Origin of the sequence: Clostridium paraputrificum AGR2156 (assembly GCF_000424025.1) — a bacterium.
GTDB classification, from domain to species: Bacteria; Bacillota; Clostridia; order Clostridiales; family Clostridiaceae; genus Clostridium; species Clostridium paraputrificum.
Map to the genome: position 1 here is coordinate 109,791 of NZ_AUJC01000005.1, position 16,070 is coordinate 125,860.

The following is a 16,070-nucleotide window of genomic DNA, read 5'->3' on the forward strand; positions in this document are numbered from 1 at the left end:
GAATGTTAATTAGATTAAACATTAAAAATTTTGCTCTAATTGAAGAAATAACTGTTGAGTTTAGTGAAGGATTCAATATACTATCAGGAGAAACTGGTGCAGGTAAATCTATTCTTATTGATGCTATTGATTATGTTTTAGGTGGAAAGTTCTCAAAGGATCTAATAAGAACAGGAGAAGAAAGAACCTTCGTTGAAGCAATTTTTTCAATAGACAATGACAATGTTAACCATGTATTAGATGAGTTAGGTATCGAGTATGATGATATGCTAATAATATCAAGAGAAACTTTATTATCTGGTAAGAGCATAATAAAAGTAAATGGAAGAAGTTTAATTATAACTCAGCTTAAAAGAATAAGAGAAAAGATATTAGATATTCATGGACAGCATCAAAATCAAAGTTTACTACAAAGAAGTAGTCATATTTTATACTTAGATAATTATATTGGAGAAGATATAGAAGAGCCTTTAAATAAATTTTTAAATTTAAAAGAAGAACTATCAAAAATTAAAGAAAAAATTAATAAAATTAAAGGTGCTGAGGACAGAGATAAGCTAATTGACTATACTAAATTCCAAATTGAAGATATAGAAAAAGGTAAATTAAAAATTGGTGAAGAGGAAGATCTAAAAGAAGAGTACAATGTTTTAAATAATGCAGAAAAAATAAACAATGCTCTTAGAATAAGTTATGGACTTTTAAGCCAAAGAGAAGATGGAAATTCAATTTTAGAATCTCTTTCGAAGGTAATAAGTGAAGTTTCTTTGGTGGAAAATCATCTTGAAGCTTTAAAAGAAAAGAGAGAATTATTAGAAGGTGCATATTTTAGCTTAGAAGAGGCTACAAGAGATATTAGAGATCTTGGTGATGAAATAGTCTATGATGATGTTAGACTTGGTAAAATCAACGAGAGAATCTATGAAATTAATACATATAAGAAGAAGTATGGCGGTTCAGTAGAAGAAGTGCTAGCTTATCATAAAAAATTAAAAGAAAAATATGATGAGTTAATTAATGCTGAAGAAATACTAAATGAATTAACTGAAAAAGAAAGCCAAATTTTAAGTGACATGAAAAATGTAGGTGAAAAGCTACATGAAATAAGACAAAAATACAGTCCTTCATTAGAAGAAAAAATTCTTAGAGAACTATCTTATGTTGGATTGGATAAGTCAAGAATGAAGATAGAAATAACCTTAGAGGATAATTATAATGAAAGAGGCTTTGATGATGTTAGCTTTATGATATCTACAAATCCAGGAGAACCTTTAAAACCTCTTGAAAGAGTTTTATCAGGTGGAGAATTATCAAGAATAATGCTTGCACTTAAATGTGTATTTGCTGATAAGGATGAAATTTCAACTCTAATTTTTGATGAAATAGATACTGGAATTAGTGGAGCAGTTGGACAACGTGTTGGAGAAAAGATGTATCAAGTATCATTAGGACATCAAGTTTTATGTATAACACATCTTCCTCAAATAGCTATACTTTCAGATCATCACTATTTTGTTTCAAAGGAAGTAGTAAATGATAAAACTTATACAAGAATTAGAATGTTATCTATAGAAGATAAAATAAATCAAGTAGCATCAATGATGGGTGGTAATGGAGTAACAGAAGCTACCATTCAAAACGTAAAAGAGATGCTAAAGTTTGCAGAGTCTAAAAAAGATGAAATTAAAAATCTTTAATATACATAAGTTATAATATATTGGTAAAAATAAAATCACAAGAGTTTGTGGTTTTATTTTTTTTGTTTTCCATAAAAAGAAACATAATTTTATGAAACCTTGTAACTAGGTATCAATTTTTTTCAAAAAGAGATATTTAAAAATTTTATATTTAATATTTGTCTATAATAGAAAAGTTCCTATAGAATATAATGCATGTCCAATGGGTAACTTAAAAACAGAAGCAAAGGAGGAGAAGGAGGAGAAGGACATGAATAGAAAACTATTAAAAATAGTAAGCGTAGTAATTACTCCAATCTTGATTTTGGCTCTGTCCACATGCATTATGCTAAAAGATGTACCAGATCATCTTTATACAAGTAGTGAAGTGGAAGTAATGTCGGCACTTCCAAATGTGGGACCTTTTAATAAGGTAGAATATAAAGAAGAAAAGTTAAAGGTGAACTTACTTGGACTAATACCAATAAAACAGGTTTCAGTACATAAAGTGAAAAATATTGAAGTTATACCTGGTGGAAATTGTATTGGTGTAAGACTTTCATCACAAGGAGTCTTAGTAGTAGGGTTTTCTGAAATAGCAATAGCTAATGATAGAAAGATTAGCCCTGCTGGTGAAGCTGGTATAGAAGTAGGGGATGTAATTTTAAAAATTGATGGAGAGGCTATTGAAACATCGCATGACTTAATAAAAAAAGTTAGTTCAATTAATAAAGAAAAAATTAATATTGAACTATTAAGAGATGGCAAAAGTTTAAACAAGGAAGTAACTCTTGTTAAGGAAGGCAATAGTGGATATAAATTAGGTCTTTGGGTAAGGGATTCAACAGCAGGAGTTGGTACAATGACTTTCTATGATGAAAAGACAGGAAAGTTTGCTGCATTAGGTCATCCTGTAACTGATGGAGATACAAATAAACCTTTCACAATAAAGAAGGGTGATCTTCTACAATCATCAATAATAAGTGTAAGAAAAGGTGAAAAGGGTGCGCCTGGGGAACTTAAGGGTATTTTTGTGAATGATGATAAACCAATAGGGAATATAGTGAAAAATACTCAATGTGGTATTTTTGGAGAGGGTAAAAAAGCAGAATGTAATCCAATGAGGTCATCACCTATGAAGGTTGCTTTCAGAGATGAAATAAAATTAGGAAAAGCTACAATAATAACAACTATAGATGAAGAAGGACCTAAGGAATATGAAATAGAAATAGTAAAATTGCTTCAACAAGATTCACCTGGTCCTAAAAGTATGTTAATAAGGGTTACTGATGAAGCCTTATTAAGTAAAACTGGAGGGATTGTTCAAGGTATGAGTGGAAGCCCAATAATACAAAATGGAAAATTGGTTGGAGCTGTTACTCATGTATTAATTAATAAACCAGATGTTGGTTATGGAATTTATATTGATTGGATGCTTGAAGATGCAGGAATTTTGAAGTAAAATACTAAGGATATCTAAATTGTTAGATATCCTTAATTTTTTGACGAAATCCTGTTAATGGAGTGTAAATAGGAAGTAAAGAACAGAAATAATTACCAATAAATGTAAAAATATTTATTTATTTTAGATAAAAGTATTTACGAAGATGCAAATATGGTGTATAATTTACAAATAGTGGAAGATATAATTATAATATTTAAAAACAAAGAAGAATATTATATACTAAAGTAATATTAATAAACCGTATATACTAAGATTAAAAAATCTTATAATTTAGATAATACATTTTAGAGTTAAAAAGGAATTTTTTAAGTAATGTCGAATTTATATTATAATAATGCAATTATAAAGTCTTAGTGAAATCTTTCTTGGTGAAAGAAGGAATTAATAAATAAATGGCGAATTAATAATTACGTTGGTAAAAATTGGATAAAAGGGGAGAAAAGCATGGAAGATTCAAAAATATCAGTATTAATCGCTGACGATAACAAAGAATTCTGCAGCATACTTAATGATTATTTATTAAACCAAAAGGATATAGTGGTAACAGGAATAGCGAAAGATGGAAGGGAAGCATTGGAGTTAATCCAACAAAAGCAACCTGATTTAGTAGTTTTAGATATTATAATGCCACATCTTGATGGATTAGGAGTTCTAGAAAAATTAAATGGAATGGATTTAGATAAAATGCCAAGAGTAATCGTATTATCTGCAGTTGGACAAGATAAAATTACTCAACAAGCAATAACTTTAGGTGCTGATTATTATGTGGTAAAACCATTTGACATGGATATATTTACAAAGAGAATAAGAGAAATGTTTAGCACACAAGATGTTGAAACTAAGAGAAGATCTGTTTCAACTCAAGTTGTTCAAAGAGAAGCTGCTGCAACTAGCAGAGGACCTATTGATCTTGAAACTGAAATTACAAGCATAATTCATGAAATTGGTGTGCCAGCACATATTAAAGGATATATGTATTTAAGAGAAGCAATCACTATGGTTGTTAACGATATGGAATTATTATCAGCTGTTACTAAGGAATTATACCCATCAATAGCTAAGAAGTATAACACAACTGCTTCGAGAGTTGAAAGAGCTATAAGACATGCAATTGAAGTAGCTTGGGGTAGAGGACAAGTTGATGCTATAAATAAATTATTTGGATACACTGTCCATAATGAAAAGGGAAAACCTACCAATTCAGAATTTATAGCAATTATAGCTGATAAATTAAGATTAAAGAATAAGGTAAGCTAATAGCTCTATGACAAGTTTTAAAGGAATATAACCTTTATAATGTCATAGCAATAAATATAAATTTATATGATTAATAAAGACATCAACTAATCGGTTGTTAAAAACTGATTAGAGGTGTCTTTTTTTATTGTCTAGAAAATATAAAACTCTAATTAGCTATAAATTAAAGGGAGCATTACATTTTCATATTAAAAGATATAATCAATGATAATAATTTTATAATTTCCTTACCTTAAGTGCTAAGGGGATAGATATTTATTTTTCTGTCACTTAGAACTTGCCACGGAAGGCGAAAAATAAATATCCACTTCGTCTTTTTTAACTAAAAATTTTAAGAAAATCCTAAGATATTGCTAAGATTAATATAAGTTTCCATAAATTAATAATAAGAATTTATTGATAAAGTTAAATAGTAGTTAATTTGTTGGAGGTTTATATGAAAAAAATTAAATATATAATATTAATTACACTAGCAATAATAATTATTATGATAGCTTATACAGCTATAAAAAGACCTGATATTAAATATGGAATTATAACTTTATTTGATAAAAGAGAAAGTATTACACTAGAAGAAGTTGATATTGGAACACAGAAGGTAGGTATATCAGATATAGAAGAAGGCAAATATAATAATATAAAATATACCAATAATATGTGGCTTGTAAATAATGATAATAAGCTAGATTATAATAATAATTTGAACTTGGTAGAATTTAGAGATACAGATCTTTTTGTAAATAGAGAAGTGGTGGAGCCATTAGAATCCTTACTTAAGGCTTCAAAAGAGTATACTGAGGACAAGCTTTTAATTATGTCTACTTATAGAGATAAGAGAGAACAAGAAGATTTATATAAGGAGGATAGTTCTCTTGCTGCAAAGGTTGGATATAGTGAGCATGAGACTGGACTGGCTTTAGATTTATATGTACATACACTAGCACAAAAGAACTTTATAAAATCACAAGTAGGTAAGTGGGTTAATAGTAATGCTTACAAATATGGTTTTATAATAAGGTATCCTTTTTTAGGAAAGAGCAAGACAGGCTTTAATTATGAACCATGGCATATAAGGTATGTTGGATTACCTCATTCTAATATTATTTATAATAATAGACTAACTCTAGAAGAATATTACCATCTTTATGAAAAAGATAAGTTCTATAAATATGGTCAATATATAATTTCATATCAATCCTCTCATAATAATTCTTTAGATATTCCAAAAGATTACAAAAATATAGAGATATCTAAGGATAATAAAGGGGGATACATAATAACTTCAAAAATAAAATAAAAATTTAGAGGAAATATATCACATATTATGTGAATTATACATAATATAAACTATAATTAAATTTTGTTTTTGGAGGATATCAGAATGTATAAAGAAGATTATGAATATAACAATAAACCTGAAGATAAATGTGAAGAAAAGTGTGAAGAAAAGTGTGAAGTTAAAGTAAAAGAGGGTACTACAAAGTGCTATGATAAAGAATATGAAGTTTGTGGTAAAAAGGAAGCTATCGTTAATAAGCATTATCATAACAACCACTTTACTAGATTCAATGATATTATGGTAACTGATTGTCACTTTGTTAAGAATTATGTTGAGGACTGCAATAGAGTTCATCATAAGGTAGAAACAATAGATTTAGGAACCAAGTATTTAGGATGTTCTACTATTGAAGAAAAGAAATGTGAATGGAAAGAACCTAAGTGCCATGAACCAAAGTGTGAAGAAGACAAGAAAGAATGCAAAAAAGAATGTAAGAACGAATGTAAAAACGAATTCAAGAAATATATTGATGTATCTGAATGGGAAAAGAAAGATGAAGATTGTGGTCATAACTACTGGTGTGATTGCAAAGAAGAGAAGGATGAAAAAGATTACGACTGTTGGTACTAAACAGAAGGATTATTTTGTAGAGGAGAATATTTTCTCTTTTTCTATGAAAATTAAATAACTATAGGTATATGCTCAATTTAATTCTTTGAATTAATTTGAGCTTAATTTATATAAGGAAGGAAATTTCTATGAAGTATGAAGAATTGAAGAAAGAGGATGAAAAAGAGGATTTCTATATAGATATTCAAGGAGAAAAGAAAAATATAAGGGTTAATCATTATCACAATAGATACTATGTAAATAATAATGATATTTTTATTACTGATTATGTTGATGCATGTGGGAAAATAAAGTATAGAGATATTCAGGTTAAAAAGAATGGCTGCAGGCTTTATAAGGAAGAGTATCTAGGAAGCAAAATAGAAGTTGAATAAGAATTTAAGAAAAGAGGCTTAGAATAAAATCTAAGTCTCTTAATTTTCTAAATTATTTAGCTTTAGTTTTTTATTAAACTGGTACAAAAGAAACAGAAATAATATCTGTTGTGCTTGGTTCGTAATTAATTATATTATCAGATGAATCAAAGAAGGAAATGGTGTAGTTACAAGTTTCTAAAGAATCATAAATATTATCACTATCAGCTATATCAAAAACTATTTTAGTTACTACTAATCCATTAACGGTAATAGGATCATTTGTAGTTGTTGTAATAGTACTTATGGAATCACCTTGTTTAGTTATTATGTCAAGTTTGAAGTTATATTGATTATCTTTTGTACTATAGGCCTTTGGAGCTAGTGTAGTTTCTGTAACTGAAGCAACTGGAGAAGTATCTGAAAAGCCTGTATCTAATGATGCAGTATTTTTGATTTTAGAGAAAGGTGAATTAGTTGGAATCACTGTTCCTGGTGAAAGAATTAGTATATCTCCAATAGATGCTTGGTTAGAACTATTGGTAAAGGTAATAGTAATTTCACCATTAGCAGGTGTAGAGCCTTGTGTTACTTGTGTAATTACTAGGTCTGTTAAAGTTGATCCATTATACCCTTTCAATGAGAACCAATCTTTTGAATTGGTTTCAGATGAGATGCTTTGGGTATCAATAGGAGTTGTTCCTAAATCGTTTAGAAGAACAGAACTTAAAGTAGAGTCATTGTTAGAAACAATATTTGCAGAGTTTATTTTTAATAACATATATTTCATCTCCATTATAAAATTTACCTAATAATAGGTTATGTTAATCTTGGAGAATTGTGATTAATAATTATTTATGAAATATTCTTTATCATTTAATATTACTGAAAGCCTAGTATTCTCAAGATCTATGTCTGATAATGATAGATTTCCTTTTCCATCTACACAGTTAACAATAAAGTAAGTCCCATTAATTTTAAGGTTGGGTACTAGAGTTTTTAAATAATTTATAGTTTCTACATCACCAGATATTCCCGATAGGGAAGAGTTACTTAAATTATTATATGAGTTAATTCTAGTGTTGGGGATAATTGAAAGTTTTATATTATTACTGTTCTTAAAATCTATTGTGTCTAAGTCTATATTTACCTTAAGTGATCCAGTAAAAGGAGCCCTAAGATCAATTGGTATTAAATTTGAACTAGTATAATCTTTAGTTACTATTTTCTCTACTATAAATTTATTCTCACTTTCTTCTTTTGATATACAGGAGTAAATAATCTTATGACTAGAAGAGGATATATATAGCATTGAAGTTATATTTGAGTGACAATTTATATAAATATCATCTTTTAAATCCTTTAATAAACCATAAATATGAATTTCTGATTTTAGAGTATTTTCATTTAAAAGGTTGATGGAACCAGTTAATAAAGAGAAATCACTGTCTAAAACAATAAAAGAACTTTTGTTTATATTTAGGTTTCCATAGAAGGTTCCAGTTAATATTGTCATTGAGTTAGAGATATTTATATTTTCAATTTTAGAATTTATATTTTCAATTTTAATTTGATTTAATGATAAACTATCTAGTTTTGATAAGGTGGAATTTTTAAAGGTTATACTTTTCATTTTATTCACCTTCTTTATTTGATATTTTTATTAAGTATTTACCATTAGGAACTGGTTTTGAAAATTTATCAAATAGAAATATAGAACTATCCTGCTGAAAAAAATAGGATATGTCTTCGTTTATTTCATTGCAGAAGCTAATGTATATTTCATTTGGAATGAAATTAAAATTGTTAATAGTAATCTTGTCTACTTTAAAGTTGCTGCTATATAAATCTTTATTTAAATATGCCTTTGATAATAAGAAGGAGAGTTCTTTAGTATTAGCTATATTTTTTAAATGGTAAATATATATTAAGTTTGAAAAGTATAGTGAGCTTTTTATAAATATTGAGAATATAGAGAACTTATCTTGAAACAAAGGTGAGGTTAGATAAATTTCATTGTTAGTTTGTGATAAGGTTAAAGCTTGTTTTGAAATTTCACTTTTATCTTTGTATAAGTAAATATCATTTAAGGATATATCTATATTCTTAGATAGTTTAAAGGATAGGGTGTCCTTATTTAACATGGGGGGTTCAATTGATATATAATCCATTTTTTTATTACTCCTCTTTAGTATATTTTTTGATAATCAATAGTTGATGACTCAATAACTAAGTTATATTCATCTGGTAAGTTAACATAGATATTTGAAGCTTTAATATTTGTAAAAGTAATAGTAACATCATCATAAATATTTTTGGAATCATCATGAACTATATATAAGTCATTTAAGAATGTAGTTTTCTCATTAAGATTGCCATAGTTTCTTAAGGTCTTACTTCTATCTACTATTAGGGTTACAGGATTGGCTATTGTTTTACCTAGTATGCTCCATTCATTACCTTCATCCAAAGGATAGATAGTTAAAGTTGGAGGAGGGGAAAATGTTACTGAAGCTTCATAGGATATTAAAATATAAGTGCCATCTACACTTTGTAGGTTTTGGTTAGGTGAAAAGGAAATATAATTTGTTTTATTTATATTAGTAGAGTAAAAATCATCTTCAATTAAATCTATAGCTATATTTAAAATATCTTCATTTATGGTACATTCAGCTATATATTCTTTATTATAATAACTATAAAAGTCACTTCCATATAAATTTAATGTCCCTATACCTTCAATATTTAGTGAAATCTTATCTTTACTTGAAGATAAGATACCTTTAGATAAGGTTGCAAAGTTCTTAAATAGAGTTTTATTGAATTCTAAATTAAGTTTTAAAATTGAAGAGGAAATGTCTTTCTCTATGGTTCCACATAATGCTATAAAAGTATCAGCAGCTTTTCCCACTGGGTCATATACCTTAAAACCACGAAAATCTAAGGTGTATATGAAGGTATTATTTGAACTTTTAACAAGTAATTCATCATAGTTATAATTAAAGGAATTAATATTATATAGGGTTAGAAAAATTCCTTCAGATTTATAGGAAGAATGACCATAGGATGGAGCAATAACTCCATTAATATACACATCAAAATCACTTGAATCATATCTAAGAATAGGGGAGTTAAAATCTACTCTTAGCTTTAAAATATTATATAAGTATGAAGTTATACTTACATTTTTAATAGTTGTAGGAATTGAATTATAAACTTTATTGCTTTCATTTCCTTTAATCCTATCACCAAGAACATCAGTAGATAAAGGAGAAGCTATTGAATATAGTGTTATTTCATCCTCAGGAGTACTTATTATTTCTTCATTAAATAAAAATTCATATTCATCTACAGATTTTTTTATAATTGAATTAGGTACAAACTTTCCAAGTGGTGTAATAACAAAGAAGTCATCCTTAAATAGTTCATAATAAGGGATACTATTTTTATTTATTAAGGAAACTGAATTGTTTTTATAGGAATAAAAATTACATTTTGTAATAGATAAATAAAAATCTTTTTTTTCAATAGGTATAGTAGTACAAATGTCTTGGGTATATCCAGATGCGCTATTTATAAATTTAACATTATTTGTATCTATATATCCACACTTCAATAAAGCATTTTCAAAGAAATAAGAATCATTTATTCTAAAAGTAGCATAATTGGAGTTATAGGAATAAACATTGCTATAAAATTTAGTTAATTTTATTTTTAGTGAATCTTTTATTATAAGATAATTGTTTGAATTTAATATACTATAATCCCCTGAAAGAGTCATATTTTGATTAAATAAAATAAATATATAGTTTTTATTGTAAAAGCAATTTTTTATAAAATTACACTCTTTCATAGCCTTTCCTCCAATTAATATTTACTACTAATATATTATTAATAATAATAAGATTATGTTAATGGAAACTGAATAAGAATTTAAGAAAAGTGTCCTAAAAGAAAAATTAAGCCCTTTTTGTAAATTTCTTATATTTTAGTATAAGAATAGTAAATACTTCCTAAATAATAAGAAGTATTTGTTAATAAAAATTAAAAAAACTATTTCTAATTGAAGAAAATTATAGTAGAATATACGTGAAAACTATATATATTGGCAAATTTAGAGAAATCTAAAGACGCAAAGCTAAAGGAGCTAAGGTTTAAAACTATGCTAGCCAGTTGCTAAAGAATTATATTCTTTAATTTCATAATAATTAGTATTTGAAAAAATATGAAATTCTAAGGCAACTATCCTTTAGTGGATAGTTTTTTTATTTTATATATACGATTGGAGGAAAATTTGGTGAAAAGAAAGGCTTTAGCTATTTTAATTGCTACTGTAATGGCAACTGAAATTATATCAACTCAAGCAGTTTCTGTTTATGCCACAACAAAAAGTAGCAATGCAAGCATAAATAGCAGTTTACAAGGGACGTTAGAAGTAAGGTTAAAGTTTGATGTTCCACTAAAACTTAGAAAAACAGAAGAAACTAAATTAAATTTAAGTTTAAAATTAGGGGATAAAGAGGTAGTTAAGATTCCTGTTGGAAATAATGATGGAGAACAGTACGTTGGAAGTATAAGCTATAAGATATCAGCATTAGATTATTATTTAGAGGAAACTAATGATAGTGATGTGTACTATTACAATGCTATTATTAACAATCTTCCAAAGGGGAAATATACTTTAGAGATTAATGGGGAAGGTTTTGCTCCAATAGTATTAAAAGAAAAAGTTGAAATAAATGATTATTCAAAGAGAATTTATATAGGAAACGATAGAGATGTTTCTTTAGTAGTAGACGTAGATGGTGATAAGGTTACTACAGAGAAAGATTATGAATCAATTTTAGAGAATATAGGGACAAGCAATCTATTATACGATCTAAATAGAGATGGAGTAGTTGATATTGCAGACTTAGCCATTGTTCATGAATCTATGAATAAGAACAATGAAGAGAAGAAGGAAAGTATATATGATACTTCTGCAATAATTGATCCATCAGAGGTTGTAATCCTTGAAGAGGAAAAGGTTGGTGTAGTTCATGGTGAAGTAAAGGATCTTTTTGATGATTCTGATAAAGGAATTACAATTGAGCCAAGTAGTAATCCAGAAGTAGATGAAGATGGTGAAAAAGTAGTTGGAAAATTATCTATTGAGGTTCCTAAAATAAAGGCAGAAGAAGTAGTCGTTGATGTTAAAGGAATTACAGAAGGTACTATATTAGTTGAAACAGAAGATGGTAGAGTTATTAAGCAAAAGATAAATAATAACGCAAGGCTTGCTAGATCAGCTGAAAATCCAGTATCAGATAAAGTAGTAATTAATTTAGAAAAGCAAGTTGCAGTTAAAAAGATTACTATTAAGGTTAATGCTACAGATCCAACTAATAATAATCTTGCTCAAATAGGTAAGGTTGAATTTTTAAATGATGTATATCAAGAAGTTCCAAAGGCAGAAAGTACAGCACCTACAATTTTAGAAGTGGAAACTGATGATGAAACAGTCAAATTAAAATGGTCAGAACAAGTAAATATTGATGGATATGAAGTTTCTTATAAAACTAATACTGGTAAAGATACATCAGAAAAGGTAACTAAGGTTGGAGGAAATTCAATACAATTATCAGAACTTGAAAATTTTGAAGAGTATGAAATAAAAGTAAGAAGTTATAGTGGTGAAACATGGAAGGGTGAATGGTCAAAAATAGTAAAAGCCACTCCAGCACCTAAAAAAGCTCCAGATGCTCCAGAAAATATAAATATTGTTGGTGAATACAGACAACTTAATGTGTCTTGGAAGAAGATGAAGGGGGCAGAAGGATATAATCTGTTCTATAGAGCTAAGGGAGAAGAAAACTTTAATAAAGTTTCTAATATAACTGGTGTTTCTACTATAATAACTGGACTTGAAGATAATGTTACTTATGAGGTTTATTTAACTTCATATAATAGCTTTGGTGAAAGTGGTAAATCACAAATGTATACAGGAACTACACTTTCTTTAATAGCTCCAGAGATACCAAACTATAAGCTTTTAAATACAGTTAATGAAATAGGAGAGGTTACTAATCATATTGTAGATGTAACATATCCTAGAGGTGGAATAGATGGTAATGAAGTAACTGATGAAAACAAGTTTGCTATAGTAGATGGAGACTTTACATCTGCATGGGTACATAATGACTGGGATAGTTCAATGTATAGCAAATCAGCTCCAATAGTTGAATTTGATGATACATATGCAATGGATACTATAATGTTTTCTCCAAGATTTGATAAGCATACTAGAGAGTTTTACAATTATGTACTTAGATATTGGGATGAGGAAGGAAATCTTCACCAAATAGAAAATGGAGATATAAGAGCAACTAAGAAGGTTAGTAATGGAAAGCCATATTATGTAGTGAAATTACCAGAAGCTATTAAGGCAAAGAAGGTTCAATTAAACTTAAGCGTATATGGTGGAGGAATACTAACAGTTTCAGAAATGAAATTCTATCATTATGATTCTATTGAGGATGATGTAAGAAATTTATTTAAGGATGATTTATTAATAGAATTAAATGATAATGTAACTCATGATAAAATTAATGAACTAAGAGAAAGAGCTAACACTAGTGATGTAGTAAGTGGTGAGTATCATCCAAATCAATCTATTATATTAGATGAGCTTAAACTTGCAGAAGATATACTTAATGATAAAAACATAAGTAAAAATACATTTACAGTAAATCAAAACATAAACAATAGTGGTAATAATTTAGGGCTTTCAAATGATTATCAAGCTTTAGGATACACAGCAAAAGCTGGGGAAGAAATTGTTGTTTATGTTGGAACAGAAGGAAATGTATTACCTGAACTTGCATTTACTCAACATTATGGAGAAAGTGGAAAGTTTATTAAGACAGTAAAACTTCAAAAGGGTAAGAATGTACTACAAGTGCCTGAGATACATAATTTAGATGTAGAAAAGGGTGGAAGTATATACGTTAGATATCCAAATGTAAATCCTTCTAATAATGAAGTGAAAATAAGAGTAAGTGGAGCTAAGAAAATTCCTCATTTAAATGTTTATGGAGACATAAATGATAGCAGCAAAGAAGGAGAAGTTAAGGAAAGTATCAGAGAATATATAAGAAGCTTAAAGGATTATGTTGATACTATGAAGGATGAGTATCCAAAGTTCTTTGCAAATAAGTCAAATAATAATTACAAATATGATGAAAAGACAAGCATTGTAAATACTACTGATATAGAAACAACTAAGGCTACTTTAAATTTACCTGCTTCAGCTATTTTAAATGGTATAACATCAGATCTTGCAACAGAAGATGAACAAGTTGATAGACTATATGATAGCCTTCAAGCTCTAGAACAAATAATGGAGTTAATGTATGCTCAAAGAGGTGTAAGTGAAAACCCTGATTTTAATAATGATGGAACTTTAGATGCATCAGAGAAGAAGCATTTACAACCAAGAAGTAGAGTTAATATAAAGTATCAAAGAATGTTTGCAGGAGCATTTATGTATGCATCTGGTCACCATGTTGGAATTGAATATGGTTCAGCAAGCGGATTAGTTAATGGAAAACCATATACATTTAATGAAGATGGAACAGTTAAAGAGTCTGGTTCTTTATTTGGATGGGGAATTGCCCATGAAATAGGACACGTAACTGAAATGAATGGACTGGGTAAAGCAGAGGTAACTAATAACGTTATTGCATTACTTGCTCAAACACTAGATGATAAAGCACCTTCAAGATTAGAGAATTCAGATAAGTATACAGATATATATGAAAAGGTAACATCTGAAACAATAGGTTTACCTGGAGATGTATTTACTCAACTAGGTATGTTCTGGCAGTTACATTTAGCATATGATGAAAATCCAACATCAGTAATGTTTATAACTGATAGAGATAATGATTTAACTAATGATTCCTTCTATGGAAGATTGTCTAAGAGAGCTAGAGAAGCTTCTGCAGAGGATTCAAAGTTACCTTATGAGCAAAAGATTGTAAGATATGCATCAGATGTAGTTCAAAAAGACTTAACTGATTTCTTTAAGTCATGGGGAATAGTTCCTTCAGAAGAAAATGTAGCTTATATGGCTGAAAAAGGATATGAAAAAGAAGGTAGAAAGATTCAATATCTTAATGACAATGGAAGAAGACAAATCCTTGCGGGAGTTAAAGCAATGTCAAAGGATACAAGTGTAGAAGCTTCATTGTCATATGATGATAGCACTAAGTCAAAGAGTGTAGAATTAACGCTTGGAACTAATAAAGACTCAGATAAAATATTAGGATATGAAATTTATAGAAATGGAAAAGTTATAGGCTTTACTACTGATTCTAACTTTACTGATTATGTTTCAGCTAATAATAGAGTATTTACATATGAAGTAGTAGCTTATGATTATCATTTAAATAAAACAGAAAAATTAACTCTTGATCCAATAAAGGTATCACATGATGGAAGTTTAACTAAAAACTTATGGGAAGTTGAAACTAATACATCATCAAGTGAAGATGTTAATGACGAAAATAATACAACAGGACCAGTAGATAACCCAGCTATAAATAAGATTAAAGATAATAGTAATGATACAATCTTTAAGGGTGATAGAACTAATAATCAAGATCCATATGTAATTGTGAATTTAAATGAAGTTCAAAATATTGTTGGATTAAGATATACAGCTGGTATTGAAGATGGAGCTTTATCAAATAATACAATTTCAAATTATCAAGTATTTGTAAGTAAGGACAAAGAAAATTGGACTTTAGCTAATAGTGGTAAATTTGATTTAAGTGTAGATAAGAATTCAGAAACTATATACTTTAATGAGGAAGATTCTACAGGTGGTAAACAATTATGGTCATATGAAGCATCATATGTAAAAATTGTTGCTCCAAAGGCTAGTGGAATATCAATAGCGGAACTTGATATTATTGCACCGCCTGGAGATAATGTTGATTTAAAGGAATCTGGTGTAGGTGCCCTTTCTGAAGACTTTATTTATGGAAAGAATGAAGGAGATGTTATTCCAAAGGGATCAATTGTATTTACAGGAGAATACAGAGGAAACCCAGCATTTAATGCAGTTCTTTTAAGAGATAAGAAGGATAATGTAATTGAAGGTGAACAAATTCTTCTTGCAGAAGTACCTGAAAATGGACACCTTGGAGAAATAAGTAGTGGAACATGGATATTCTACTTAACTCCAGACAAGCTAAATACATTACCAAAGGAAATAAGAGCTGAATTATATAGAGTAAATGATGCTGAAACTCTAGAAGGTCAAAGATTAGTAAGTGATACTTTATATGTAAATATACCTGAGGTATTACCTGAAATAAAATTTGAAGGTGGAATAATTCCAGAAAACATGAGATAAATAAAGCTTT

At 28.3% G+C, this 16,070-nt stretch carries 11 protein-coding genes and 1 riboswitch; of the genes, 7 read left to right on the forward strand and 4 right to left on the reverse strand.

Annotated features, from left to right (window positions below; genetic code table 11):
• The first annotated feature begins 2 nt into the window (after window positions 1-2).
• The 6 genes from recN to G594_RS0105725 all read left to right on the forward strand — a co-directional run bounded on the left by recN (window position 3) and on the right by G594_RS0105725 (window position 6,681).
• Window positions 3-1,697 (forward strand): DNA repair protein RecN, encoded by a 1,695-nt coding sequence (gene recN, locus G594_RS0105700; protein WP_027097702.1) that lies wholly within the window; start codon window positions 3-5, stop codon window positions 1,695-1,697.
• A 250-nt stretch (window positions 1,698-1,947) separates the two neighbouring features.
• Entirely contained in the window at window positions 1,948-3,138 is a 1,191-nt protein-coding gene (gene spoIVB, locus G594_RS0105705; protein WP_027097703.1) for a SpoIVB peptidase, read from the forward strand.
• Window positions 3,139-3,585: 447 nt separating this feature from the next.
• Window positions 3,586-4,398 carry a sporulation transcription factor Spo0A gene (gene spo0A, locus G594_RS0105710; protein ID WP_027097704.1) on the forward strand — a complete coding sequence of 271 codons (813 nt, stop codon included), beginning with the start codon at window positions 3,586-3,588 and terminating at the stop codon, window positions 4,396-4,398.
• A gap of 436 nt (window positions 4,399-4,834) precedes the next feature.
• A complete protein-coding gene (locus G594_RS0105715; RefSeq protein WP_027097705.1) occupies window positions 4,835-5,695 on the forward strand; it encodes a M15 family metallopeptidase in 861 nt (286 codons plus the stop codon).
• Window positions 5,696-5,779: 84 nt separating this feature from the next.
• Window positions 5,780-6,307, forward strand: coding sequence for a hypothetical protein (locus G594_RS0105720; protein WP_027097706.1), 528 nt, complete (start codon window positions 5,780-5,782; stop codon window positions 6,305-6,307).
• A gap of 128 nt (window positions 6,308-6,435) precedes the next feature.
• Window positions 6,436-6,681 carry a hypothetical protein gene (locus tag G594_RS0105725; protein ID WP_027097707.1) on the forward strand — a complete coding sequence of 82 codons (246 nt, stop codon included), beginning with the start codon at window positions 6,436-6,438 and terminating at the stop codon, window positions 6,679-6,681.
• Between the two features lie 73 nt (window positions 6,682-6,754).
• Here G594_RS0105725 and G594_RS0105730 read toward each other — a convergent pair whose 3' ends face one another.
• The 4 genes from G594_RS0105730 to G594_RS0105745 form a co-directional block, all read right to left on the reverse strand.
• Window positions 6,755-7,441: a hypothetical protein gene (locus G594_RS0105730; RefSeq protein WP_027097708.1), complete on the reverse strand. Its 687-nt coding sequence runs from the start codon at window positions 7,439-7,441 to the stop codon at window positions 6,755-6,757.
• 63 nt (window positions 7,442-7,504) lie between these two features.
• Window positions 7,505-8,293: a hypothetical protein gene (locus G594_RS0105735; protein WP_027097709.1), complete on the reverse strand. Its 789-nt coding sequence runs from the start codon at window positions 8,291-8,293 to the stop codon at window positions 7,505-7,507.
• 1 nt (window position 8,294) lies between these two features.
• Window positions 8,295-8,831, reverse strand: a complete 537-nt coding sequence (locus tag G594_RS0105740) for a hypothetical protein (protein WP_027097710.1) — start codon at window positions 8,829-8,831, stop codon at window positions 8,295-8,297.
• Between the two features lie 17 nt (window positions 8,832-8,848).
• On the reverse strand, window positions 8,849-10,513 hold the full coding sequence (locus tag G594_RS0105745; protein WP_027097711.1) for a hypothetical protein: 1,665 nt from the start codon (window positions 10,511-10,513) through the stop codon (window positions 8,849-8,851).
• Window positions 10,514-10,757: 244 nt separating this feature from the next.
• Window positions 10,758-10,841: riboswitch (cyclic di-GMP riboswitch) on the forward strand.
• Window positions 10,842-10,957: 116 nt separating this feature from the next.
• Here G594_RS0105745 and G594_RS18405 point away from each other — a divergent pair.
• A complete protein-coding gene (locus tag G594_RS18405; RefSeq protein ID WP_051195913.1) occupies window positions 10,958-16,060 on the forward strand; it encodes a M60 family metallopeptidase in 5,103 nt (1,700 codons plus the stop codon).
• Window positions 16,061-16,070: the final 10 nt, after the last annotated feature.

What these genes read in the sequence shown, in the direction of transcription:
- G594_RS0105735 (WP_027097709.1), bottom strand. Translation starts at nt 8,293, where the DNA reads ATGAAAAGTATAACCTTTAAAAATTCCACCTTATCAAAACTAGATAGT.
- G594_RS0105715 (WP_027097705.1), top strand. Translation starts at nt 4,835, where the DNA reads ATGAAAAAAATTAAATATATAATATTAATTACACTAGCAATAATAATT.
- spoIVB (WP_027097703.1), top strand. Translation starts at nt 1,948, where the DNA reads ATGAATAGAAAACTATTAAAAATAGTAAGCGTAGTAATTACTCCAATC.
- G594_RS0105720 (WP_027097706.1), top strand. Translation starts at nt 5,780, where the DNA reads ATGTATAAAGAAGATTATGAATATAACAATAAACCTGAAGATAAATGT.
- G594_RS0105740 (WP_027097710.1), bottom strand. Translation starts at nt 8,831, where the DNA reads ATGGATTATATATCAATTGAACCCCCCATGTTAAATAAGGACACCCTA.
- G594_RS0105730 (WP_027097708.1), bottom strand. Translation starts at nt 7,441, where the DNA reads ATGTTATTAAAAATAAACTCTGCAAATATTGTTTCTAACAATGACTCT.
- G594_RS0105725 (WP_027097707.1), top strand. Translation starts at nt 6,436, where the DNA reads ATGAAGTATGAAGAATTGAAGAAAGAGGATGAAAAAGAGGATTTCTAT.
- G594_RS0105745 (WP_027097711.1), bottom strand. Translation starts at nt 10,513, where the DNA reads ATGAAAGAGTGTAATTTTATAAAAAATTGCTTTTACAATAAAAACTAT.
- recN (WP_027097702.1), top strand. Translation starts at nt 3, where the DNA reads ATGTTAATTAGATTAAACATTAAAAATTTTGCTCTAATTGAAGAAATA.
- spo0A (WP_027097704.1), top strand. Translation starts at nt 3,586, where the DNA reads ATGGAAGATTCAAAAATATCAGTATTAATCGCTGACGATAACAAAGAA.